Source organism: Nocardia donostiensis (assembly GCF_002081715.1).
In the GTDB taxonomy this organism is placed as follows: Bacteria; Actinomycetota; Actinomycetes; order Mycobacteriales; family Mycobacteriaceae; genus Nocardia; species Nocardia donostiensis.
In genome coordinates, this window is the sequence record NZ_MUKP01000040.1 from 1 (window position 1) to 23,521 (window position 23,521).

Annotated in this window: 27 protein-coding genes and 1 pseudogene; 23 read left to right on the forward strand and 5 right to left on the reverse strand. The window is 65.0% G+C overall.

All coding sequences use genetic code 11. From position 1 onward, the window contains the following. Nucleotides 1–309 precede the first annotated feature (309 nt). From rplN to B0T44_RS21015, 4 genes are read left to right on the forward strand one after another with little or no spacing between them, the layout of a single operon-like run. Complete coding sequence (rplN, locus tag B0T44_RS21000; RefSeq protein ID WP_033244618.1) at nt 310–678, forward strand: 50S ribosomal protein L14; 369 nt, start codon at nt 310–312, stop codon at nt 676–678. Nucleotide 679: 1 nt separating this feature from the next. After that, nucleotides 680–994, forward strand: coding sequence for a 50S ribosomal protein L24 (gene rplX, locus B0T44_RS21005; RefSeq protein WP_077114382.1), 315 nt, complete (start codon nt 680–682; stop codon nt 992–994). 1 nt (nt 995) lies between these two features. Beyond that, nucleotides 996–1,559: a 50S ribosomal protein L5 gene (rplE, locus tag B0T44_RS21010; RefSeq protein ID WP_077114384.1), complete on the forward strand. Its 564-nt coding sequence runs from the start codon at nt 996–998 to the stop codon at nt 1,557–1,559. A gap of 4 nt (nt 1,560–1,563) precedes the next feature. Then, nucleotides 1,564–1,749 (forward strand): type Z 30S ribosomal protein S14, encoded by a 186-nt coding sequence (locus B0T44_RS21015; protein ID WP_077114386.1) that lies wholly within the window; start codon nt 1,564–1,566, stop codon nt 1,747–1,749. 1,362 nt (nt 1,750–3,111) lie between these two features. On the opposite strand, the gene B0T44_RS21025 is transcribed toward B0T44_RS21015, so the two are convergent. Genes B0T44_RS21025 through B0T44_RS21035 form a run of 3 tightly spaced genes read right to left on the reverse strand, consistent with a single transcriptional unit; the run spans nt 3,112 to nt 4,247 of the window. Continuing rightward, nucleotides 3,112–3,486 carry a PIN domain-containing protein gene (locus tag B0T44_RS21025; protein WP_175647902.1) on the reverse strand — a complete coding sequence of 125 codons (375 nt, stop codon included), beginning with the start codon at nt 3,484–3,486 and terminating at the stop codon, nt 3,112–3,114. Further along, entirely contained in the window at nt 3,483–3,722 is a 240-nt protein-coding gene (locus B0T44_RS21030; RefSeq protein WP_077114392.1) for a hypothetical protein, read from the reverse strand. The genes B0T44_RS21025 and B0T44_RS21030 overlap by 4 nt, the downstream gene beginning before the upstream one ends. 12 nt (nt 3,723–3,734) lie before the next feature. After that, entirely contained in the window at nt 3,735–4,247 is a 513-nt protein-coding gene (locus tag B0T44_RS21035; RefSeq protein ID WP_077114395.1) for a MarR family winged helix-turn-helix transcriptional regulator, read from the reverse strand. Nucleotides 4,248–4,403: 156 nt separating this feature from the next. Between B0T44_RS21035 and B0T44_RS28210 the strand changes: the two are divergent. From B0T44_RS28210 to B0T44_RS21045, 3 genes and pseudogenes are all read left to right on the forward strand, one after another. Further along, nucleotides 4,404–5,852 (forward strand): annotated as a pseudogene (locus tag B0T44_RS28210) (MFS transporter); the annotation flags it as partial. Between the two features lie 6 nt (nt 5,853–5,858). Then, nucleotides 5,859–6,800: an MSCRAMM family protein gene (locus tag B0T44_RS28215; RefSeq protein ID WP_254854125.1), complete on the forward strand. Its 942-nt coding sequence runs from the start codon at nt 5,859–5,861 to the stop codon at nt 6,798–6,800. A 5-nt stretch (nt 6,801–6,805) separates the two neighbouring features. After that, nucleotides 6,806–7,297: an SgcJ/EcaC family oxidoreductase gene (locus B0T44_RS21045; RefSeq protein ID WP_077114399.1), complete on the forward strand. Its 492-nt coding sequence runs from the start codon at nt 6,806–6,808 to the stop codon at nt 7,295–7,297. Between the two features lie 69 nt (nt 7,298–7,366). Here the strand turns inward: B0T44_RS21045 and B0T44_RS28740 are convergent, their stop codons facing one another. Next, a complete protein-coding gene (locus tag B0T44_RS28740) occupies nt 7,367–7,552 on the reverse strand; it encodes a hypothetical protein (RefSeq protein ID WP_425436775.1) in 186 nt (61 codons plus the stop codon). A gap of 235 nt (nt 7,553–7,787) precedes the next feature. Between B0T44_RS28740 and rpsH the strand changes: the two genes are divergently transcribed. The 10 genes from rpsH to B0T44_RS21095 all read left to right on the forward strand — a co-directional run bounded on the left by rpsH (nt 7,788) and on the right by B0T44_RS21095 (nt 14,109). Further along, nucleotides 7,788–8,186 (forward strand): 30S ribosomal protein S8, encoded by a 399-nt coding sequence (gene rpsH / locus B0T44_RS21050; protein ID WP_077114402.1) that lies wholly within the window; start codon nt 7,788–7,790, stop codon nt 8,184–8,186. A gap of 14 nt (nt 8,187–8,200) precedes the next feature. Continuing rightward, nucleotides 8,201–8,740 carry a 50S ribosomal protein L6 gene (gene rplF / locus B0T44_RS21055; RefSeq protein ID WP_077114404.1) on the forward strand — a complete coding sequence of 180 codons (540 nt, stop codon included), beginning with the start codon at nt 8,201–8,203 and terminating at the stop codon, nt 8,738–8,740. A gap of 2 nt (nt 8,741–8,742) precedes the next feature. After that, nucleotides 8,743–9,162, forward strand: a complete 420-nt coding sequence (gene rplR, locus B0T44_RS21060) for a 50S ribosomal protein L18 (RefSeq protein WP_077114407.1) — start codon at nt 8,743–8,745, stop codon at nt 9,160–9,162. Between the two features lie 31 nt (nt 9,163–9,193). Continuing rightward, the gene (rpsE, locus tag B0T44_RS21065) at nt 9,194–9,835 is read left to right on the forward strand and encodes a 30S ribosomal protein S5 (RefSeq protein WP_077114409.1); all 642 of its coding nucleotides are present in this window, start codon (nt 9,194–9,196) and stop codon (nt 9,833–9,835) included. Between the two features lie 2 nt (nt 9,836–9,837). Continuing rightward, on the forward strand, nt 9,838–10,017 hold the full coding sequence (rpmD, locus tag B0T44_RS21070; protein ID WP_077114411.1) for a 50S ribosomal protein L30: 180 nt from the start codon (nt 9,838–9,840) through the stop codon (nt 10,015–10,017). A 2-nt stretch (nt 10,018–10,019) separates the two neighbouring features. Further along, nucleotides 10,020–10,463: a 50S ribosomal protein L15 gene (gene rplO / locus B0T44_RS21075; RefSeq protein ID WP_077114413.1), complete on the forward strand. Its 444-nt coding sequence runs from the start codon at nt 10,020–10,022 to the stop codon at nt 10,461–10,463. Nucleotides 10,464–10,627: 164 nt separating this feature from the next. After that, nucleotides 10,628–11,950, forward strand: a complete 1,323-nt coding sequence (gene secY, locus B0T44_RS21080; protein WP_077114415.1) for a preprotein translocase subunit SecY — start codon at nt 10,628–10,630, stop codon at nt 11,948–11,950. After that, nucleotides 11,947–12,492, forward strand: a complete 546-nt coding sequence (locus B0T44_RS21085) for an adenylate kinase (protein ID WP_077114417.1) — start codon at nt 11,947–11,949, stop codon at nt 12,490–12,492. The genes secY and B0T44_RS21085 overlap by 4 nt, the downstream gene beginning before the upstream one ends. Before the next feature lie 59 nt (nt 12,493–12,551). Further along, entirely contained in the window at nt 12,552–13,352 is an 801-nt protein-coding gene (map, locus tag B0T44_RS21090) for a type I methionyl aminopeptidase (protein ID WP_077114419.1), read from the forward strand. A 193-nt stretch (nt 13,353–13,545) separates the two neighbouring features. Next, the gene (locus tag B0T44_RS21095) at nt 13,546–14,109 is read left to right on the forward strand and encodes a hypothetical protein (protein ID WP_077114421.1); all 564 of its coding nucleotides are present in this window, start codon (nt 13,546–13,548) and stop codon (nt 14,107–14,109) included. A 76-nt stretch (nt 14,110–14,185) separates the two neighbouring features. Here B0T44_RS21095 and dtd read toward each other — a convergent pair whose 3' ends face one another. Next, nucleotides 14,186–14,629 carry a D-aminoacyl-tRNA deacylase gene (gene dtd / locus B0T44_RS21100; RefSeq protein ID WP_077114739.1) on the reverse strand — a complete coding sequence of 148 codons (444 nt, stop codon included), beginning with the start codon at nt 14,627–14,629 and terminating at the stop codon, nt 14,186–14,188. Nucleotides 14,630–14,841: 212 nt separating this feature from the next. Here dtd and B0T44_RS21105 point away from each other — a divergent pair, with 212 nt between their 5' ends. From B0T44_RS21105 to B0T44_RS21130, 6 genes are all read left to right on the forward strand, one after another. Further along, nucleotides 14,842–19,626 (forward strand): WXG100-like domain-containing protein, encoded by a 4,785-nt coding sequence (locus tag B0T44_RS21105; RefSeq protein ID WP_077114423.1) that lies wholly within the window; start codon nt 14,842–14,844, stop codon nt 19,624–19,626. A 219-nt stretch (nt 19,627–19,845) separates the two neighbouring features. Beyond that, complete coding sequence (locus B0T44_RS21110; RefSeq protein WP_077114425.1) at nt 19,846–20,169, forward strand: hypothetical protein; 324 nt, start codon at nt 19,846–19,848, stop codon at nt 20,167–20,169. 16 nt (nt 20,170–20,185) lie between these two features. After that, a complete protein-coding gene (locus B0T44_RS21115) occupies nt 20,186–20,713 on the forward strand; it encodes a YbaB/EbfC family nucleoid-associated protein (protein ID WP_077114427.1) in 528 nt (175 codons plus the stop codon). Between the two features lie 202 nt (nt 20,714–20,915). Continuing rightward, nucleotides 20,916–22,454 carry a hypothetical protein gene (locus B0T44_RS28220; protein WP_254854112.1) on the forward strand — a complete coding sequence of 513 codons (1,539 nt, stop codon included), beginning with the start codon at nt 20,916–20,918 and terminating at the stop codon, nt 22,452–22,454. A 139-nt stretch (nt 22,455–22,593) separates the two neighbouring features. Further along, complete coding sequence (locus tag B0T44_RS21125; RefSeq protein ID WP_077114429.1) at nt 22,594–22,944, forward strand: hypothetical protein; 351 nt, start codon at nt 22,594–22,596, stop codon at nt 22,942–22,944. Nucleotides 22,945–23,020: 76 nt separating this feature from the next. After that, nucleotides 23,021–23,506, forward strand: a complete 486-nt coding sequence (locus B0T44_RS21130) for a YbaB/EbfC family nucleoid-associated protein (RefSeq protein ID WP_175647903.1) — start codon at nt 23,021–23,023, stop codon at nt 23,504–23,506. The last annotated feature ends 15 nt before the right edge of the window (nt 23,507–23,521 follow it).

Below are 23,521 nucleotides of genomic sequence, written 5' to 3' on the forward strand. Positions count from 1 at the left end.
CGCGTTTCAGCCCTCGCAGCGCACGCGCCGAAGGCGCAAGTCGCGAGGGCTGAAACGCGAGCCACAAGGGGGCCGCAAACCCGCGCGCGCCAGCGCGCCGACAACCCAGCTTTGGGGTGAGCTGGGCGTTCGCTTACACTAGACCGGTTGCCTGCGGGAGCTGTGCCCGCAATCCGGCGGCGAACCCCCAGTGGTTGATCGGTCCAGATCGAACGAAACCGCTGGTAGGCGCGTGTTCGGGTGGCAGCAGACCATGCCCGTCGGGTCGGCAATCCGGCGTGCTTTTACGTCCAGGTCGAGGAGGCTGAAGTGATTCAGCAGGAGTCGCGACTGCGTGTCGCCGACAACACGGGTGCTAAGGAGATCCTCTGCATCCGCGTTCTCGGTGGCTCGTCGCGTCGCTATGCCGGTATCGGCGACGTTATCGTCGCCACCGTGAAGGACGCCATCCCCGGCGGCAACGTCAAACGTGGTGACGTCGTCAAGGCCGTCGTGGTGCGTACCACCAAGGAGCGGCGTCGTCCGGATGGTTCCTACATCCGTTTCGACGAGAACGCCGCCGTGCTCATCAAGCCGGACAACGATCCGCGCGGCACCCGCATCTTCGGCCCGGTGGGCCGCGAGCTGCGTGACAAGAAGTTCATGAAGATCGTCTCGCTGGCCCCGGAGGTGCTCTGACATGAAGGTGCACAAGGGCGACACCGTGCTCGTCATCTCGGGTAAGGACAAGGGTGCCAAGGGCAAGGTCATTCAGGCCTACCCGAAGGAGAACCGGGTCCTCGTCGAGGGCGTGAACCGCATCAAGAAGCACGTCGCGAACTCCGCCAACCAGCGCGGCGCCTCCTCCGGCGGCATCGTGACCCAGGAAGCCCCGATCCACGTCTCCAACGTGATGGTCGTCGACTCCGACGGCAAGCCGACCCGTGTCGGCTACCGCACCGACGAGAACGGCAAGCGGGTCCGGGTCTCCCGTAAGAACGGGAAGGACATCTGACATGACTACGACCGAAAAGATCCAGCCGCGCCTCAAGGTCCGCTACCGCGAGGAAATCAAGGACGCGCTGAACTCCGAATTCAACTACGCCAATGTGATGCAGATCCCGGGCGTGGTGAAGGTCGTCGTGAACATGGGTGTGGGTGACGCCGCCCGCGACGCCAAGCTGATCAACGGCGCGGTCGAGGATCTGGCGCTGATCACCGGCCAGAAGCCGCAGATCCGCAAGGCGACCAAGTCCATCGCCCAGTTCAAGCTGCGCGAAGGTATGCCGATCGGCGCGAAGGTAACCCTGCGCGGCGACCGCATGTGGGAGTTCCTGGACCGCCTGGTTTCCATCGCGCTGCCCCGTATCCGCGACTTCCGTGGTCTGTCGCCGAAGCAGTTCGACGGCAACGGCAACTACACGTTCGGCCTGAGTGAACAGTCGATGTTCCATGAGATCGACGTCGACAAGATCGACCGACCGCGCGGTATGGACATCACCGTCGTCACCTCCGCGACCAACAACGAAGAAGGCCGTGCCCTGCTCAAGCACCTCGGCTTCCCGTTCAAGGAGAACTGAGCACATGGCTAAGAAAGCTCTGGTCAACAAGGCCAACCGTAAGCCGAAGTTTGCCGTCCGCGGCTACACCCGCTGCCAGCGTTGCGGCCGCCCGCACGCGGTGTACCGCAAGTTCGGCCTGTGCCGCGTGTGCCTGCGCGATATGGCGCACAAGGGCGAACTGCCCGGCGTGCACAAGAGCTCCTGGTGAGCTGATCCCGGTCGGCGTTGCCGGTCGGGAAGATCGTTGCGAAAGGGACCCGAGCTGCGGCTCGGGTCCCTTTCGTGCTCACGACGACCGTTCGCAACGGGTGCGCGTGGCACGCCGATGCGGTAATTTTCGTGTCCTCCGTAAATTATTGAGATATAATTAGCCGCTCGTCCGTTCGATGCCTCGGGTTCCGGATATCGGAATACCAGAAGGTCAGAAGATTTTCCACGAATTCTGGGCCGATACTTCCTACCCAGCTTTCGGTGCCACCGTTTCCAGCTCCAGCTCCTGGCGACAGCCGATGGGGGTTCGGGCGTTCCTTACGTATCCAACTACCTGGACTCGAGCAACCCGGCTCCGAGGAATCTGGGGTTGATCATCACCGGGGTGTGGAGCCCTGGCGTTCGCTCCGCGGCCTCGACACGTGTTCATGGTAGGCGCCGAGTGAGCAGATAGACCGAGCCTTCGACCTTGCCCTATCGGTACGACAACATCCGTCTACGAGGGAACGGACTCCATAGCGGCGCCCCGTTACCGTCCCAGGCAAAGGGGTCGGGCCGGCTTGTGCCCGTAATACGGTCGCCTACTTTCGGGGGAAAAGGTCTTTCGGTTTTTTTCCTGCTCCATTCCGCAGTAGTGCGGGATAAAGGTGTTCTCGAGTGGCGTCGGCTCATGTTACGGTTTGGGCGTTCAGAATTTGGTCTGGCTTCTCGATCGCTGGTGGGTTGAGAATCAGAATCGCGATCGCGTAATTCCGTGCAATGTAATCCAACTTGAAGGACGAGTAATGACTAATGCAAAGAGGAAGGCATTCGCGGCAACGGTCATCGCTTTGTCGTTGGGAGCTGTAGGGGCTCCGGCCGCTGCGGCCGCGACGGGCACCTCGGCACCCACCGCCGATCCTGTTACCGGCTCTGCCGTCCCCGGTCTCGGCTCTGTCGTCCCGGGCGTCGGTTCGGCTGGTCTCGGCTCTGCCGTCCCCGGCCTCGGCTCTGTTGTCCCTGGTGTCGGTTCGGCTGGCGTGGGCTCGGCTGGTGTCGGTTCGGCTGGCGTGGGCTCGGCTGGTGTCGGTTCGGCTGGCGTGGGCTCGGCTGGCGTTGGTTCGGCTGGCGTTGGTTCGGCTGGTGTCGGTTCGGCTGGCGTTGGCTCGGCTGGCATCGGCTCTGGGGGCGGGGGCTCGGTCGGGTAATACGTCTCCCTCGGCAGTGTCAATTTCAGTATCTGAACCCCGACATCATTCGAAGGGCAGCCTGTTACGGCTGCCCTTCGTCCTGTCCCTGCATTCCGAGGTCATACCGCGGCCAGCGAGATCACCAGGTTGGGCCGCCGCGTCACCGCCTCGTCGTCCATCGCGCGCTGAGCTCACACCACTGTCAGCGGGATCGTCGGGTCGAGCTGCCGGAGGTCGTCGGGATCGGAGGTGATGATCGTGGTCGCGCGAGTGGCGCGAGCGCAGACGATTACGTGTGCGTCGACCACGTCGGTGGTGCCCGATGCGGCCAGCAGGGCTCCTATGGCCAGCGCGTGACGCCGATCGAGATCCGCGATGTGGAGACCATCGGCAGCCAGCAGCCGCGTCAGCGGGTGTTGGCGGGAGCTGTTGCGCCAGGCCTGGCCGAGGACCGTGGCGGGTAGTGTGATCCGCTGCCGGGCGTGTATGGCTGCCTGTATCAGCGCGGCGGTCCGGGCGTCTCGTTTCTCGATTCCGATCAGTGCTCCGGTATCGAGCACGATCACGCGACGTCGCCGATTGTGTCGAGGCCGAGCGTGGCGCGTGCCCAGGCGAGATCGGCCTCGGTCACCCCGGCTTCGGCGGCCATCTCATCGGCTGCCTCTTGCGCCGCGATCCAGTCGGGTTCCCGGCGAGCGATCGCGGAGAACCAGGCCGATACCGACGCCGCTTCCCCCCGTGTGACCGCATTGTCGGCCTTGGCTGCGACTTCATCCGGGACACTGATGGTGATCCGTTTCATGCCCGGATTCTATCAAGGAGTATGAAGAGTTTCATACCGACTCGGTTCGGCAGGTGAACCGGTAGCAGTTTCGCCGTCGGGGCGGGGCCATGGGTTTCCGGCACGTTCTTCGATGCTGTTGTTGAAGCGCTGCAGGTAGGTGGCGAAGGTGGCGACATCGTCGGGGCTCCAGTCGGTCAGCACTGTGCTGATGCCCGCAATGTTGGTGGCCCGCACCGTGTCGAGTCGCCGCCGCCCTTCTGCTGTCGCGCGGAATTTGCGGGCGAGGCCGCAATCCGGGTCGGCGATACGTTCCACGAGTTCGGCGCGCAAGAGCGCGTTGGTTTGGCGGCTGAGAGTGGACTCGTCCAGCTGTAATGCGCTGCTCAGCTGTCTGATGGACATGGGCCCTTCGAGTTCCAGCCGGTTCAGTAGCAGGTAGGCGCTGCGGTCGAGTACGCGTTTGGTGCTGCTGAAGCGGGGGTTGAGTGTGTAGCGGCTGAGCAGCATCGTTTCGAACTCGATCAAGTGGACGGGCTTGTCCATTTCGTCCTTTCTATCCGGCCGTTGTTCTGTTAAGTGGACAGCTTGCCGGAGTGATGCACAGCACTCGGCCTGTAGTGGAGGGTGCTTAGCTTGCATCATACATGTTATATGTACGATACATATTTACTTACTTTCGGTAATTGAGGAGATTGGCGCGTGGAAACGTCCGCACCCCCAGGCCGCGCCGGTGGGCTACTTGCGGTGCTGGCCTTCGCCGGCATCGTGGCGTCGCTGACGCAGACCCTGGTGATCCCGCTGCTCGGGCAGCTGCCCCAGCTGCTGAACACGACAGCGGACAACGCCACCTGGGTGGTGACCGCCAGTCTGCTGGCCGGTGCCGTGACCACCCCGGTCGCGGGCAGGTTGGGCGACCTCTACGGCAAACGGGTGGTGCTGCTGGGATCGGTGGTACCGCTCGTCGCCGGTTCCGCGCTGTGCGCCGTGTCGTCGTCGCTGTGGCCGATGATCATCGGCCGCGGGCTCCAGGGCATGGGCGTCGGCCTCATCCCGGTCGGTATCGCCGCGCTGCGTGACCTGCTGCCCCCGCATCGTCTCGGCACGGGTATCGCGTTGATCAGCTCCTCGCTCGGTATCGGCGGTGCGCTGGGGCTCCCCCTGGCGGCAGCCGTCGTCGAATACAGCAGCTGGCGGCTGCTGTTCTGGGGAACCGCTGTGCTGGCCGCGATCGTGGGCGTGCTGATCTTCGTGGTGCTGCCTAAAACCCCGGTGAACGCAACAGGTCGGTTCGATTACCTCGGCGCGATCGGCCTCGGGACAGCGCTGGTGTGCCTGCTGCTCGCGGTATCCAAGGGCGCGTCGTGGGGCTGGACCAGCGCGATCACGATCAGCCTGTTCGCCGCCGCAGTCGTTGTGGCGCTGCTGTGGGCCTGGGGGGAGCTGCGTTCCGGTGACCCGCTGGTCGATCTGCGGGTCACCGCCCGGCCGCAGGTGCTGCTCACCAACGCTGCCTCCATCGTCGTCGGTATGGCCATGTTCGGGCAGTCGCTGATCGTGCCGCAGCTGCTGCAACTCCCCGAGTTCACCGGTTACGGTCTTGGCCAGTCGATGATGGCGATGGGTCTGTGGATGGCTCCGGCCGGTTTGATGATGATGCTGGTGTCACCCATCGGCGCGAAACTGTCCGCGTTGAGCGGCCCCAAGATCACCCTGATCGTCGGCTGCCTCATCATCGCCGCAGGCTACGGTTCCTCGATGGCGTTGATGGGCACCACGTTGGGTCTGCTCGCCGTGACGGTCATCATCAGTATCGGCGTCGGCTTCGCCTACGGCGCGATGCCCGCGCTGGTCATGGCCGCAGTGCCGCCGACGGAGACCGCCGCAGCCAACAGCTTCAACACCCTGATGCGTTCCATCGGCACCTCGACGGCGTCGGCCGTTGTCGGCGCGGTATTGGCGCAGATGAGCGTCACGCTGGGCGGTTACACGATTCCGAGCGAGAACGGTTTCCGCGTCGGCCTGCTGATCGGCTGCGGCGCGGCTGCTCTCGGCGCGGTCATCGCACTCGCCATCCCGGCGCGTAAGGCCGCCGTCGCCGTGGCCTCCGGTGCGCTCGAACCAGTCGAAGAACATGCGCCCGCCGCGGTCGAGGCCGTGCCCGCAATTGCCAACGGTTCGGCTCCTCAGACGGCGTCCGCTGCGAACGGTTCCGGGACGAAAGCCGTTGCCGCGGAGCTGAATGGCACGTCAGCGCGCACTGAGCCGCCCTCGGGTGGTTCTGTCCTGTTCGGCCGAGTCCATGATGCTCGCGGAACCGCTGTCGCGGGCGCGACACTCACCCTGATCTCCATGTCCGGCCAGCAGTTGGGTAGGGCGCTGTCTCGCAACGATGGCTCCTACGAACTGGCTGCGCCCGCGCCGGGCTCGTATGTGCTGATCGCCTCCGCCGAGGGACGCCGTCCCGACGCCTCGACGATCGTTTTGGGCGCCGGCTCGATCTCATGCGACGTCACACTCACCACCTTGGCCAGCCTCTCGGGTTCGGTGTCGCGGGCCGGTGACGGTAGCCGCGTCCCCGGCGCGACCGTGGCCGCACTGGATATGCGCGGCGAGGTCCTGGTTGCCGGAGAAACCGACCACACCGGCCGATTCGTCCTGGAAGACCTGCCGGAAGGTGAGTTCACACTCGCTGTCAGCGCTTTCGGCTACCACCCCGCAGCCGTCCCCGCGCAGGTGACCAGCCGGGACACCGCCCTGCTCGATGTAGTGCTCCGGCCCGGTGTGCGGGTGCGCGGCGTGGTGCGCGGCCCGAGTGGCCAACCGCTGGAAGACGCCATCGTGACGCTGACCGATCCCCTCGGCAATGTGGTCGGCACCCTGACCACCGGCCCAGACGGCGCCTACACCTTCGCCAACCTCGACGAAGGGACTTACACAGTGATGGCCAGCGGATACGCGCCGCGGACCGCGCAGGTGAAGGTGCGGGATCAGGACGTTTCCGGGTTGGATGTGGAACTCGGTCACGGTGTCGCCCTCGAGCCGAGCGAAGAAACTGTCGAACGTATGGTCGCCCCCCGGAGTTCGATGCCAGAATGACGCTTATGGAGGCCAGTGGGGAAAGTAGATCCCGGGAAGAAGCAGCGGTGCAGCTGTATGAGGAATTGCTCGGTGCGTGGGACCGGCGTGAGGCCTCCGGTTATGCCGCTCTGTTCGACCCAGACGGAGCCTTGGTCGGCTTCGACGGCAGTCAGGTGCCCGGGGCGCAGGTCGAGGACCATTTGACACCGATATTCGCTGATCATCCGACCGCGTCCTATGTGTGGCAGGTGCGTGAGGTGCGGCCGTTGGCCGATGATGTGGTTCTGTTGCGGGCGATCGTCGGAATGATTCCTCCTGGTCAGGATGAACTGAACCCGGCCGCCAACGCCGTCCAGTCGCTCGTTGCGCAGCGGCGACCCGATGGGTGGCGAATCATGTTGTTCCAGAACACACCCGCGCAATATCATGGTCGGCCCGACCTGCTCGAACAGCACACCGAAAAACTGCGCGGGGTGCTCCGCGCACGAGCCGATCGAACCACTCTGCGCGGTTGAGCCGGAGCCAGCCGCGATCAGCAAGTCGCCGGCTGTCCGGCTTCCCCCGTGGGGCGTTGCCGGACCCTGTCACAACCACACCACGCGTCCGTCTCGAAGCTCGATCTGCTCGGCGATCTCCGCGGGCAGCTGCTCGAGCTCCTCCCAGGTCATGTACTCCGGGATGCCGAGGCGTGGCTGCGCGGGCTCGACATAGTGGCATGTCGGTCGCGGAAGCCGTTCGTTTCTGCTGGTCAAGTAGTCGTGTGAAGGCACTTCCTTGCCACCCCGATTTTGAGTGACAGGCCCTTTTGCCTACACTGGACCGGTTGCTTGGGCACCTCTGTGTCCGCGTGTACTGATGCGCGGGCGGCTCGGGCGATACGAACTCATCCGGTCGGCAACTGCCGGCCGGACCAGCCGAATTGCTGAAGGCCCACGATCGGGCGCGCTGCAGGGTGCGCCGGGTGCTGTATGGGAACCGCAGCGAGAAAGGTGTCGAGGTCGAACTATGACCATGACTGATCCAATCGCAGACTTCCTGACACGTCTGCGCAACGCCAACTCGGCGTACCACGATCAGGTGACGGCTCCGCACTCGAAGCTCAAGGCGAATATCGCCGAGATCCTCAAGCGTGAGGGCTACATCGCCGATTACCGGACCGAGGACGCGGCCGTGGGTAAAAACCTGGTCGTCGACTTGAAGTACGGGCCGAGCCGGGAGCGCAGCCTGCAGGGTCTGCGGCGCGTGTCGAAGCCGGGTCTGCGCGTGTACGCGAAATCCACCAACCTGCCCAAGGTGCTGGGCGGCCTCGGCGTGGCGATCATCTCCACGTCGACTGGCCTGCTCACCGACCGACAGGCGGCTCAGCAGGGTGTGGGCGGGGAAGTCCTCGCCTACGTCTGGTAAGGGGGTACGGACACATGTCGCGTATCGGTAAACACCCGGTCTCGGTTCCCGCGGGCGTCGAGGTGACCATCGACGGCCAGGACGTCGCGGTGAAGGGCCCCAAGGGCCAGTTGTCGCTGACCGTCTCCGAGCCGATCTCCGTGAGCAAGGGCGAGGACGGCGCCATCGTGGTCGGCCGCCCCGACGACGAGCGTCGCACCCGCTCGCTGCACGGCCTGACCCGGACCCTGATCAACAATATGGTGATCGGTGTCACCCAGGGTTACGAGAAGAAGATGGAAATCTTCGGCGTCGGCTACCGCGTGCAGCAGAAGGGCTCGAACCTGGAGTTCGCGCTCGGCTACAGCCACCCGGTTCCGATCGAGGCGCCCGAGGGCATCACCTTCGCGGTGGAATCGCCCACCAAGTTCTCCGTTTCCGGGATCGACAAGCAGAAGGTCGGCCAGATTTCGGCGGTCATCCACGGTCTGCGCAAGCCCGACCCGTACAAGGGCAAGGGCATCCGCTACGCCGGCGAGGTCGTTCGCCGCAAGGTCGGAAAGACGGGTAAGTGATCATGGCTAAAACGACTGCCAGCCAGGAGAAGAAGCAAGCCAAGCGCATCCCGCTCGGCAAGGACGTGTCCACCCGCCGCCGCCTGTCGAAGGCGCGTCGTCATTTCCGTCTGCGCAAGAAGGTGGAGGGCACCACGGAGCGTCCCCGCCTGATCGTGCACCGCTCGTCGCGGCACCTGCACGCGCAGCTGGTCGACGATTCGGTCGGCAAGACCATCGCCGCCGCCTCCAGCGTCGAGGCAGATGTGCGCGCTCTGGACGGCGACAAGACCGCCAAGGGCAAGAAGGTCGGCGAACTGCTGGCCGAGCGCGCCAAGGCCGCGGGCGTCGAGGCCGTGGTATTCGATCGTGGTGGTCACGACTATCACGGCCGGATTGCCGCACTGGCCGACGCCGCTCGGGAAGGCGGGTTGAAATTCTGATGACGAAGATCACGAACGGAAGGAACGTCTGATGCCGGGACGTCAGAGGCGTGACGGCGGAAACGGACCCGCCGGGCAGAGTGGAAGCGCCACCGAGGGCGGTCGCGACAACCGCCGCGGTGACCGGCGCGGCGGTGACCGCCGCGACAGCGCCGCCGAGAAGAATCAGCTCGAGCGCGTCGTCGCTATCAACCGGGTGTCGAAGGTCGTCAAGGGTGGTCGTCGCTTCAGCTTCACCGCGCTGGTCATCGTCGGCGACGGCAACGGCCTGGTCGGCGTTGGCTACGGCAAGGCCAAGGAAGTTCCCGCGGCCATCCAGAAGGGTGTCGAGGAAGCGCGCAAGAATTTCTTCCGCGTCCCGATGATTGCCTCCACCATCACCCACCCGGTGCAGGGCGAAGCGGCGGCCGGTGTGGTCATGCTGCGTCCGGCCACCCCGGGTACCGGTGTTATCGCCGGCGGCGCGGCGCGTGCCGTGCTGGAGTGCGCGGGCATCCAGGACATCCTGGCCAAGTCGCTCGGTAGCGACAACGCGATCAACGTCGTGCACGCGACCGTTGCCGCGCTCAAGATGCTGCAGCGTCCGGAAGAGGTCGCCGCCCGCCGCGGTCTGCCGCTGGAGGACGTCGCTCCCGCGGGCATGCTGCGTGCCCGTGCCGGACAAGGAGTCTGACCATGGCAGATCTCAAGGTGACCCAGATCAAGAGCGTGATCGGCGCCAAGCAGAACCAGCGGGACACCCTGCGCACCCTCGGCCTGCGGGGTATCCGCAAGTCGGTCGTCCGGGAGGACACGCCGCAGAACCGTGGGTTGATCAACGTCGTGCGCCACCTCGTAACAGTTGAGGAGGTCTGACAATGACCATCAAGTTGCATCACCTGCGTCCCGCTCCCGGCGCCAAGACCGACCGCACCCGCGTCGGCCGTGGTGAAGGCTCGAAGGGCAAGACCGCGGGCCGCGGTACCAAGGGCACCAAGGCGCGTAAGAACGTGCCTGCCGCCTTCGAGGGCGGTCAGATGCCGATCCACATGCGCCTGCCGAAGCTGAAGGGCTTCAACAACCCGTTCCGGGTGGAATACCAGGTCGTGAACGTGGGCACCATCGCCGCGCTGTTCCCCGAGGGCGGCACGGTCGGTAAGGACGAGTTGGTCGCCGCGGGCGCGGTCCGCAAGAACCAGCTGGTCAAGGTGCTCGGCGAGGGCGAGATCGCTGTCGCCGTCCAGGTCAGCGCGGACAAGTTCTCCGGCTCCGCCAAGGAGAAGATCACCGCCGCCGGTGGCAGCGCCACCGAACTGGGCTGACGTCGCAGTTACACACAGCGGGCACCGGACGAGTGAAGCTCGTCCGGTGCCACTGTTAGAGTTCAAGTGTTGTCTGCCAAGACCAGTCATGGGTTCGGCGTTAATCCGAACGGGGCATCGCTGCAATATCCATGGCATGACCATGTCGTTCGCCAGGAGGATTTGTGTTTTCCGCCTTCGTATCGGCCTTCCGGACTCCGGACTTGCGGCGGAAGATTCTCTTCACGCTGGGGTTGGTCGCGCTGTACCGGGCTGGTGCGGCATTACCGTCACCCGGGGTCGACTACAAAGCGGTCCAAGAGTGCATCGACCTGGTCTCCGGTGGTGAAAACGCCGGTATCTACCAGCTGATCAACCTGTTCTCGGGTGGTGCGCTACTGCAATTGTCGGTCTTCGCGATCGGCATCATGCCCTACATCACCGCGAGCATCATCATCCAGCTGCTGACGGTCGTCATTCCGCGGTTCGAAGAACTGCGTAAGGAAGGCCAGGCAGGCCAGACGAAGATGACGCAGTACACGCGATATCTGTCTATCGCGTTGGCGATTCTGCAGGCCACCGGTCTGGTTGCGCTCGCCGCCCGAGGTCAGCTGCTGCAGGGATGCCAGCAGGACATTCTGGCCGATACCAGTATTTTCGGCATGGTCATCATCGTGCTGGTGATGACGGCGGGTGCCGCCCTGGTCATGTGGTTCGGCGAGCAGATCACGGAAAAGGGCATCGGCAACGGTATGTCGCTGCTGATCTTCGCCGGTATCGCCGCCCGCGTCATCGCCGAGGGCAGGAGCATTCTGGACAGCCGCGGCGGTCTGCTGTTCGGTGTGGTCTGCGTGGCAGCTCTGGCTGTTATCACCGCGGTGATCTTCGTCGAGCAGGGGCAGCGCCGGATCCCGGTGCAGTACGCCAAACGCGTGGTCGGCCGTAAAATGTACGGCGGTTCTTCGACCTATTTGCCGCTCAAGGTCAACCAGGCCGGCGTGATCCCGGTGATCTTCGCGTCCTCGCTGCTGTATCTGCCGAACCTGGTCGCTCAGTTGACCGGGTCGGCCGGAGCCACCGAGATGTCTTGGTGGCAGGAGATCATCCAGACGTATCTGGTGAATCCCACCAACCCGGTCTATATCACGATCTACTTCGGTCTGATCGTATTCTTCACCTACTTCTATGTCGCGATCACCTTCAACCCGGAGGAACGGGCCGACGAGATGAAGAAGTTCGGCGGTTTCATTCCGGGCTATCGGCCCGGTAAACCGACCGCCGATCATCTGAGCTACGTATTGAGCCGGATCACCCTCCCCGGCTCGATCTACCTCGGTGCGGTGGCTGTACTGCCGAGCGTGTTCCTCGATATCGGTAGTTCCACCGGCGGGCAGAGCATGATCTTCGGCGGCGCCGCGGTACTGATCATCGTGAGCGTTGCCCTGGACACTGTGAAGCAGATCGAAAGCCAATTGATGAATCGAAATTACGAAGGGTTCCTCAAGTGAGAGTTGTACTGCTCGGACCGCCGGGCGCAGGCAAGGGCACCCAGGCCGTACTGCTGTCGGAGAAGCTGGGTGTGCCGCACATCTCCACGGGGGACCTGTTCCGCGTGAACATCAGCCAGCAGACCGTGCTGGGCAGGGAAGCACAGAAATACCTGGACGCGGGCAACCTGGTTCCCAGCGATGTCACCAATCGCATGGTGCAGTCGCGGATCGCCGAACCCGACGCGGCCAACGGCTTCGTGCTCGACGGCTATCCGCGCACGGTCGACCAGGCCGACGCGCTGGCGAAGATCCTCGCCGACAATGACACCAAGCTGGACGCGGTGCTCTGCTTCGTCGTCTCCGAGGACACCGTGGTGCAGCGGATGCTGGCACGCGGGCGCGCCGATGACAACGAGGCCGTGATTCGCAACCGGCTCCGGGTGTACCGCGAGGAGACCGAGCCGCTGCTGCAGTATTACGACGGGCTGGTCGTCTCGGTCGACGGTCTCGGCGAGGTGGACGAGGTCAATGCGCGAGCGTTGGCGGCGCTCGGCCGCTGATGCCGCGTATCCGACTGCGCCCGGTAGCGGGTCCACTGATGATGGAGAACTGAACCACCATGGTTTTCGGACGTAAAAACAAAAAGGTGGTGCCGTTCCGCACGGCGGGAGAACTGGACGCGATGGCCGCCGCGGGCGCAGTCGTGGGACGGGCACTGGTCGCCGTCCGCAATGCCGCGGCGCCCGGCGTATCGACCCAGGAGTTGGACGAGGTCGCCGAACAGGTCATCCGGGATGCGGGCGCGGTCCCCTCGTTCAAGGGCTACCACGGTTTCCCGGCCTCCATCTGCGCGTCGGTGAACGACCGGGTGGTGCACGGTATACCGAGCAAACGGGAGATCCTCGCCGAAGGCGATCTGGTGTCCATCGATTGCGGTGCCATTCTCGACGGCTGGCACGGTGACTCGGCGTGGACGTTCGGTGTCGGCAACCTGATCGAGGCCGACCGTCTGCTCAGCGTCGCCACCGAACGCGCCATGGATGCCGGTATCGCGGCCATGCTGCCCGATAACCGGCTCACCGACGTCTCACATGCCATCGAGGTCGCTACCTCGGTCGCCGAGCAGGAGCACGGCCGCTCCTATGGCATCGTCGACGGTTACGGCGGGCATGCGATCGGCCGGGAAATGCATATGGATCCGTTCCTGCCCAATGAGGGCGAACCAGGTAAGGGGCCGCGGCTGGTGGTCGGCTCGGTGCTGGCGATCGAGCCGATGTTGACGCTCGGTACCAGCGAAACCACGGTGCTCGACGACGACTGGACCGTGGTGACGCTGGACGGTACCCGCGCCGCGCATTGGGAGCACACGGTGGCTGTTACCGAGGACGGTCCTCGTATTCTGACGCCGCGACCGGAGTAACACCGAACCGGACAACGTTGCGCCCGGTCTCATCGTTTGGTGAGGCCGGGCTGTACGTCTATACGCCATATCGCCTATTTCGGGCTTATCGGACAAGTTTTGTCTCCGACTTGCGGGCGAGGTGGGCACGGCAACTAGGGTGGGAGCCCGGCGTCCAGGAGGAGGACGTCGGAATACGAAGAATCGGGGAATCGTGCTCTCTTTTGACGTGCTGTCCACTTTCGCTCTGCTCGATCATTCGGCGTTCAGCGGTGCGGGGATCGACACATCGGTAACGGATCTGCAGGCTCGTCGCGGCGGTAGTGTCGGCGGAGGAGACGGCGACGGGGAATTCGAGTGGGTGAACCTGCTCATTTTCCTGGCCATCCTGATAGCTGTCATCGTCCTGATCGCCTGGTGGAAGGCGCGCCAGATCAACAAGGCTGCCGAACGACAGCAGCAGTTGACCACGAATCAGCAGATGGGCAGCCAGCCGCCCGCGCCGGGATTTCCGCCGCCGCAGCCGGGCCAGTTCCCGCCTCAGCAAACGCAATTCTCACCGCAGGGCCAGTTCCCGCCGCAGGGGCAGTTCCCGCCGCAGGGGCAGTTCCCGCAGGGTCCGGTTCAGCCGCAGCCTGGACAATTCGTACCGCAGCAGCAGTACGCGCCCCATGGACAGTTCCAAGCACAGGGGCAGGGCCCGGCGCAGCATGGCAGGCACGCAGCGCCGGAGGGGTACCCGCAGCAGGGGTACCACCCCTATCCACCCCATCCATAACGGATTCCGGCAACTCCTGTCCATGGTTGTGGTCTGAACTGCCGACAGGGTGAGTACGTGGTTTCGCCTGGCGGCGTCAGGCTTCCACCATGACGGTGACCGGACCGTCGTTGGTTGATTCCACCTGCATATGGGCACCGAAACGACCGGTGGCTACGGGCGCGCCGAGTTCGCCGAGCGCGGCGGCGAACGCATCGACCAACGGCTCGGCGGTGGGACCGGGTGCCGCCGCGGACCAGGAGGGGCGTCGGCCTTTTCGGGTGTCGGCGTACAGGGTGAACTGGCTGACCACCAGGACCGGTGCGCCCAGATCGGCAGCGCTTTGTTCACCGTCCAGGATGCGCAGCCGCCACACCTTGTCGGCCAAAGCTCGCGCCGTGCTCTCGGTATCGCTGTGGGTGACCCCGATCAATGCGAGAAGACCGTGTGGGGCGCCGTGTTCAGTGGGATCTATGCACCCGACCACATCGCCGTCGACGGTTACCTGAGCCGATGTCACTCGTTGCAGTAGTGCGCGCACTGTTGCGATCATGCCGGGCTGGGGCGAATTCACCGAAAGCAGGGTGCGCCGATCTGTCTTCTCGGTGTGGGGTCGATCCGCGTTCACATCCGTTTCACAAGAAATTCGTTCTCGAATGCCATCGTTCGAAGCGAACGGACTCGAGTGCTGGGGGCCCGGCCACCTGCTGGAGGAGTGGATACATGAGCAGCGATGGCCTGAGGTGACAGCCGATGGCTGAGCTGCCCGGTTACCTGCGATGGCTGGAGTGGGTAGCAGGTTCGGACTGGCCCGCGGGCGATGAAAACGGTATGTGGGACCTGGCCCGTGACTGGCGTGCCACTGCCACCACACTGCGGGAAATACTCGACGACATCGACGCAGCAAAGGCGGCGACTGTCGCTGCCTATCCGCAGGGCGACGGCGTGGACAAGATGGTCGAGCAGTTCGACAGTCTGCGCAGTGGCGACCAGTCGATCGAGCGGCTGGCCGACTTCGTCGACAGTGTCGCCGAATCGGTGGATGGCGTGAGTACCGAAATCGAATACGCCAAGCTCATGATGATTTCCTCGCTGGCGTTGCTGGCGGCCGAAATCGCTGCGGCGTGGATCTTTCCGCCTACCGCGCCCGCGGTGGAAGCGGCGGCGATCGGGTTTACCCGGGTCGGTATTCGGGTCATCGCGCAGCGCGTAATGCAGAAGGTCATCCACTGGACGGCTGAACTTGTCGGCGCGAAGGCCGCGACCTTCCTGGTCCGGCATATGGCCATCGACACCGTTATCGGGACCATGCAGGAACTGGGGATTCAGGGTTACCAGGTAGCGCAGGGCCACCGCGGGGACGTCAGTTGGTCGCAGGTGACGGTCGCCGCAGTGAGTTCGGCAGCCAGCGGTGGGGCTGCGAGCCCAGTGGGTGAGCTGGTCGGCCATCAGTTGAGCAAGATCGATGGAATGCGTCCGTGGATCAGCGGGGCGGTCACCGGCGCGACGGCAGGCACCGCGGGTGCATTCGCCGGATTCGCTGCGAGTGTAGGCGCCCAATTCACGGTCGACACCTATCGGTACGGCTGGGACAAAGCCGTCGAAAACGCCACTGAAACCGAATTCGATTGGCGGATGGTTACCGCCGGTACATCCAATGGCGCGCTGACGGGCGCCAGTCGCATGACGGCCGACCTGTTCTATCGGGCTCGCCACCCGCAGTGGTACGTGCCGCCGACCGGGCAGGCCGCGCAGTTCGGGCCGCAGCCCGATGGATCGGCGCCTGCAGGGGCGGGGAAGTCGGCGGCGTCGAGCAACGGCACGCATGGTTCGGGAATGAATGGCGCCAAGGTAGGCAACGGTGCCGGGATCAGCGGTGGGGTCGGTGCGAACGGAGCCGGGATGAGCAAAGTCGCCGCCGATTCGTCCGCGAGACCAGCCAATGGTGGGTCCGCTCGTTTCGGCACGGCGCCCCCAGACGGTCATCCCGGTCGTCAGCAGGCCGGAATCGCTGGCCGCGAAAACGGTCTCACCACGCACAACCACCCTGGGGCAGCAGCCATCGACGGCACGGGCGATGCGAGAGCGGGAGGGGTGCAGGCCGGTCGCGCGGATAGTGCTGTCGTGCGGTCCGAACTCCCCGATGTCCGGGACGGAACCTACGACGGGCGACACGACGCTCACCCAGCCGAGGAGAAGACGACAGACGTCGACCGGACCGGCCCCACCGAGCCGTCCACCGCCGAACCAGAAACCTCGACCGGAGACGGGGCTGCGCAGCCCCCGGCCGAACCGCCGCTCGCCGGTTCGGGTTCCGACGATTTCGGCGACCGGGGACCGGGCTCGGAGTGGTTCGAGCAGATGCGGAGAGAACAGGCTGACTGGGAGGCCGGGGTGGCTGCCGACCACGCGGCGTGGTTGCGCGATATCGCTGACGGGCAACCCGATGATCGCTGGTCCAGGCTGCGCGCCGAGCAGGCGGAATGGAATGCGCGGATGGCCTCGGAGCGGGCGGCCTGGCTCGCCGAGCTGGCACCGCAACTCGTCCGTGACGAGGAGTTGGTGCGGCGGCTGGCGGCGCGCACCGAGTACGACCGGCTGGTCGAGCAACGTCAGTCGGCGACCAGGGAACGCGAATTCATTCGTGCCAAGTTCATCGACCGTGCCCGAGATCTCGGTATCGAGGACCCGGTGAGCTGGCTGCGCCGGGATCCGGGGGACCGCGGTAATTCGATCGTCGATATCGAGGAAATGATGCGTTCGCATGTCGTCGATATCGAGGGCGGAATGGAGGAGGCGTCCCGGCGGATACGGCATCCGGTTGCGGCGGCCGAGCAGCAGCGTCGCCGCCGGATCATCGAGAAATTGATCGCCGGTATCGAACAGTTCGATGACCTCGGTGACCGGATCCAGCGGCTCGACGAGCAGATCGCCGAGATCGGTCGCGGCATTGCGGGAGTCGACCGCCCGCCCATTCCTGAGGTTGCCGCGGAACTGGACCAGCTGGCTCAGCGGCGTGCCGAGGAGTTGCGCCGGATCAAGCCGCGGCGGGAGATGCGCGATGATCTGGCATCGCGGCTGGGCATGGTGGATGGTGCCGGTCGGGTGGATGAGGCTGCGTTGGATGCGCAGCGTCTGGGCGAGACCGTCGCAGGGTTGCGAGATCGAGCGCGGACGGAATTGGCCGGTGCGGCGATCACCGATGCCGGGTTCGCCATACGGCAGCGGGAGATCGACGCGTTGGCCGATTCGGCCCGCGACGTGCATCGCGCACATAACGCAATCGGCCGCACCCAGGACGAGATGGCGCGTGTCGCAGGTGTATGGCGGGCGCTGGCCGAAGCCGAAGGCGGTTGGATGGCGACCGAACGGGTCGGCTACGTGGCAGGAGACCGACCGCGCATCATCGTATTCGGTCCGCGCGCTGAGGTGACGGCGCCGCGCGCGGACCACGATGCCGCGCTCGCGGACGCCCTTCGTCGAAGTGCCGCGGTGGCGCAGGCGCTGACCCGGCCGGAAACCACCATCGAGTACCGCCGGGTGCTCGCCGATCGGCGGGACAACTGGCGGTTGGGTGAGCGGATGAACCCACCCGAGGTGGAGCGGCTCAGCACCGGCTGGGTCGGCGGCCGGCGCATGGACATGACATCTTGGCGCGACGCCGCAGGCGTGTGGCATCACGTCGACCCGACGCGGCCGGATTGGACCGGCGGGCGCGATACCGGCACACTGCCGAAGAAGTTCACCCCAAAAGACCCGCCCGACGGGGTGAGCGGCTGGGCGATGACAGATGTCGTCAACGACATCACCCTGCCTATCGAAGACGTGCAGGCAGGCAAGGTCCCGGAAAGCACGTTGCCGGTGCACGCGCCGCAGGCCCCGCAGCAATACGACACCACGGGCGTCGATCCGAAGGATCTGTTCTCCCAGCACTGGGGTAGTGATTCCTACGGCGTGGTGCGTTTGTTGTTGATGGCAGCGCAGGTGCCGAAGCATCCGGCGGTGAAAACGTGGATCCAACGTCATCCGCGGATCGGCCGATGGGTGCAGGCGCGGCCGTGGTTGCGGCATATGCCGCCGTTCGGGACGGTTTTCCGTGATTACGAATTCGCGCCGCCGGAACGCAATATTCAGCCGATGCACCGGCCGTGGGATGCCGGCGACCATGTCCCGCCCTCCGCTCGCGTCGTTGTTCCCGAAGGTCTGCGGGCCGAATGGGAGCGTGATATCGCCGCCTGGCAGCGGGTTCAGGATTGGGCCGACGCCGAATACGAGCGTTTCCGAGCCGACGACGGAGATATCGATCGGATCGTCGACGGAATCGACACGTACCGGCGCGAACAGCAGCGGGACGCGGCCCGCCATACTGTGGAAATCGTGTGGCAGCGGCTGGTCGAGCCGCATTCCGGCATCGACCCGACCGGTGATGTCGACGCCCGGATAGCGCGTATTCACGACGAGGTCGACCGGCTCGGCGCCGAATTGTCCGGACGGTTCGCCACCGATGATCCCGACGCGGTCCGCGATACTGTTGTCGATATTCGCGAATCGCTGCTCTACGGCGTAGATCCTGCCGGTCTCGTCGATGCGCTCGCCGAAAGTATGCGCGACGATGTGCCGGTTTTCGAACAGGATGAACTCCAGCAGATCAAGCGGCATCTGATGGTCGATAAGCACCGGGTACGCGACCACACCGATCCCGCCGGAACCTATGTGCGCAAACCGATGGATCAGCTCGCCGATGTTGCCGAAGCCTGGAATCGGTTGGTCGAAGGCAACCCCTTGCCACAGGATTTCGTGCTGTTGCACGACGCGCTGGCCGAGGCCCGCTTCCTGGCTGATAACCCGCTCGCCACCTGGCAGCAGGCCAACGCCCATGCGATCGGCCTCGGTTATCACTGGGACGCCGACCGGCCACCGTTGACCGACTGGCGTGCCGGAATCCCCTATGCGCCGCCCCTGTTGCCGCCGAACCCCGGTTACCTGCCCCCCACTTCCGGTACGTCACCGCACGCTCCGCAGCCGGCCCCCCGGCTCGACGGGCCGGACGGCATTGCGCCCCAGGGTCCTTCCGACGCGGATACACCGCCTGGCTCGCCGCGCCCCCGGAGCGACAGTGACCAGCGCCCGCTTGCGGCCCGCGCTCGCCCTCACGGTGCCGATGCGAAGGGTGTCGAGCCGCCTGATGTGGGGGAACATCCGGATGGTGATGGTGCTGCGGCGTCCGGATCGGGGCCGATACGGGCCGGGGATGGGTCCCTTGGCCTGTCGGGTGCGGCCGATACTGAAGGAGGTGGTTCTCTCCGGAAACCGGGAGCCTGGTTGCGGTCACGTATCCCGCATCCACCGGAGCGCTATGACTTCGCATTGCCTGCCACCCTGGCGCCGGCGACACTGCCGCAGCCCCCGCGGCAGTCGTGGCCTCCGCCCACACCGCAAGACCCGATCGCGCCGGAGCATCCCACGCGGCCCTCGTCGCCCGCGGCAGCGCCTGTGCCCGCGGAGTTGCCGCTGCCACCGACCGAGCCGCCCCCGTGATCTGCTACATCGCCGGTGGGTGCGGGCGGAATCAGCTGCGAATCACGGCGTAGTTCAATGTGCACTCAGATAGGTGTATGCAAGAGTTCCATGTAACTTGCGCGGGGTATTGCATTCATTTTCGAGCTACAGGCCGTTCGCCAGCGACTGCGATCGTCGGGATGGACCCAGACGAGCCAGGGGTTGCAACGCACCCACGTGAACAGGAGGAGCGACGCAATGGCGAACACCATAGAGATCGATCCCGAGCTGCTGCGACAGGCGGCGCACAAAACCGGACACGTCCGCGACCGCATTATCGATGCCCTGTCCATGCTGGATACTCTGCTCGCCGGTCACGGAGCACCCTGGGGTCATGACAAGCTCGGCGATCGTTTCGCCAACGGCCCCGGCGGCAACGACGGCTATCTGGCTGCCTGCAAAAACCTGACCACGAGCTCGTCGAATATGGCGACGACATTCGACGGCTTCGCCGCCAGTCACCTCGACGCCGCTACTCTCCTGGAACGTCAAGACCACGCCAACGGCGTCGGCTTTCGATGAGCTGGGTCGACCGGATATGACAAACGAAATCGCCAAAGCGGAAACGACCGAGCTACTGTGCGAGGTCAAGGAGCAGATGCGCATGATCGCTCAGGTGCAGAACGCGCGATCTCAGCTGACCAGCAGTGCGTCGACCCGAAAGAAACGCGTAAACGTCACCGTGAATGCCGATGGAATCGTCATCGCCACAAAATTCGGGCCGCGTGTCGAGGACCTGAGCTATTCCGAGCTCGCGAAGGCGTTCACTGAGGCGGCGCAAGCCGCGGCGGCCGACGTCGCTCGCAAGGGGCAGGAGTTGATGGCACCGCTGCACGATCGCCGGGCTCGGCTGCCGAAGCTGTCGGATCTGATCGAGGGCATGCCCGATGTCTCCGGCATGACGCCACCGGCGCCGGAAGTGACCACCGCACCGCCGGACACCGCCGTGGGGCGAGTGTATGGCGCCGGGCCGGAAGACGAAAGCGTCGTGATGGAATTCAGCGACGTCGAGCCGCACGACCAGCACAGCTGGACGAACCGTGGAGTCACCGATACCAGCTGGTGAGCACGCTGCACGGCTCGGGCTTGCGCGCCGGACGTTTCCCTCTTGTGGGAGCCTGTGCAGCGGCACCGTCGTGCCAGAATTACCCAGAACACGGGGTATGAGGGCATGGTGTCGGCACAGACGTGGGAAACGGTGCGGTCTTCTCCTGCATACTGGCATCGGTTCCGGTAAAGACATCACACGCGCGGTCAGGATCTGAGTAGTGAGCGATCAACACAAGGAAGAGCCGAGTCGGGAAGACGAGGCCGAGGCACCGGATCTGAGCTTCACCCTCGCTCCGGACGAGCCCGCGCCCGCGGAATCCGAAGAGCTCTCGGACGAGGAAGAGCTCTCGGACGAGATTCTCGACGAACCTCAGGACGAGGCAACCGCGCTGGCGCGCCGCGCCGCCGATGGGCTGGCCGAGGTAGGGCCGGACGGGTGGCAGGAGTTGGATGCGGTGTTCGCGCTGACCGTCACGGCCGGGGTGGCGCAGGTCCGCTATTCCGACAATGAGCGTTCGGTGCGTGTCGAGCCGCCCACCGCGGTGCTCGACCTGGTGCGCGAGCAGCGCGCGCTGGTGGCCGAACGCGATGGTGAACCGTGGTGGCGGCTGTTGCTGCGATTGAGTTCGGATGGCGAGTTCGACGTCGACTACGACTTCGGCGACGAGCCGTTCCCGGAGGGGCAACTGTTCGAGCCCGAGGCCTATCGGGCGGACCTGGCCGAATATCCGCGCGACGACCTGCCGGTGTGGCTGGCAGCCTATGTCGGTCACGGCGACCGGCAGTCGCGTACTCCGCAGCAGGCCGCCGAGTCGGCGCGCGCCGACCGGGCTGCGAAAGTATGGCCGGTTCTGGCGGAGAACGAATTCCCGGACTTTCCGGAGATGTGGGCGCGCTGGGCGGTCATCTCAGCCGCGTTCGTTGCCGCCGGCTCCGAGTGGGGTCCCCGGGTCCTGCCGTCGATGGGTTGGTTCGAAAGTTCCCGGCGTGGCGGATCGACGCTGTACGCCCTGCCCGACGGGCGGGCCGTGTTGTCTGGCGGTGTGTGGGAAGCGCCGAATCTGGACGCCGCGTACAACGGCGGCGCCGACATGCCGAAATTTTATGCCGGAGCCCCGGATTGGGTGGCCAATCCGGTGTTGAACCCACGCGCGGGCACCGGCCTGCTGTCGTTCTGTTACTGGTGGGAGTCCGGACGCTGGTATCGGGGCGAATCTCCGGCGGCGGAGCATTGCGCCACCGCGGTGCCCGGAGTGTGGACCGCCGAAACCGTCAGCGGCATCGTCGCAGGGCTGGTGGCGGAGCAACCCAGTTCGGCACAGCGTGCCGCCGCGGCGGCTCTGGTCTCGGCCGCCGAAATAGGCATGGTCACTCGTGACACGGTGCTCGGCGTCTTCGGCGATGACGGGCACTACGACATCGACGGCGCCATGTACCAGTTGACCTTGGCCGGTGTGGTGACGCGGTTGCCGGAGCGAATGCCCGAGGAAGAAGCGATCTTCCGGGTCGAGCAGTACATCGTGGGTCGCGGGTTGGACACCACCGGCTATCCCTTGGATCAGCTGGTGGCCGACCGCTTCAGTGTTGGTTGGATGGTGTACGTACCAGTGCCACAAGGCGAGATCGCCATCGGGCGGGCCATCTTCTACATCGCCGACGACGGGGTATTGGAGCACTCCTCCTCATCGATCGCGCCGACCACGTTCGTGGAAGGGTTCGAGCAGCGTTATCAAGAACGCCAGGGTGCGCAGGCCTGACGGCAGAGTCACACCCCGGCTGCCCGGGGCCTCATTCCCCGGAATGGGAAACATTCTCGGCCTGGTCGATAGAATTCTGACGGGCTACTGGGCTAGCGCTGTGTGGACCCGAGTACCCCTGGACGGATGAGGTGAGCGCATGGGCAAGGACCTGGACTTCAAGGGCGAACACGCGGAGCGCGTGGCAGGAGAGGTGGATGCGCTCTCGGAACGGATCCAGGCGGTGCTGACCAAGATCTCGGGAGCTGAAACGGCACTGTGGGGATGCTGGGGAACGGACAAAACCGGGCAAGCCTTCGCGAACGGGGACAACAAGAACGGCTACATCGCCTCGTCGGAGGGCCAGCGTGAGGTCATCGCGTCCTATCCGGAGTTCCTGAGCGGGGACAAAGGGTACGCACCCGAATTCCGCGCGGCGGCAAAGTTGCTGAACGCCACGGAACAGGGCAACAAAGCCGAGATCGAGCGGCCGGGCAGGGCACGAAGGTGACCACTTCGTTGCTGATCGCGGGTCTGTGGGCCGTGACGCTGAGAGAAGAAGCGCAGTGACCGACGACGAGATGTCCATGGCTCGTTTGACGGATCTTTTCGACTCCGTGCAGGCGGGTATGAAGTCGATCGAAGCCATGCAGCAGAAGTGGGCGCTGCTGACGGCAACGGGATCGGCTGCCCGCAAACGAGTCACGGTATCGGTCAACGCCGAAGGCACGGTCATCGAAACCGTTTTCAGCGACGACGTCGGCGACCTGAGCTTCGACGAGCTCGCGAAAGCCGTCACGCAGGCCGCCCAGGCCGCCATGGTAGAACTGCGCCGCAAAACAGCGGACCTGATGGCTCCGGTGCAGGAACACGATGCCCGGGTGCCGAAGCTGTCCGAGCTCGCGCCCGGCGCTCCGGATCTCATCGACCTGGTGCCGGAGCCACCGCGAGTTTCCCTCGCGCCACCCGGCTCGCCGGAACGCCGCGCCGCGGATTCTGAAGGGATGGAATTCCCTGACGCCGAACAGCTCGGTGAACCATCACGGCCCGGGGTGACCGATTCGTCTTGGTGATCACTCCGGATCAAG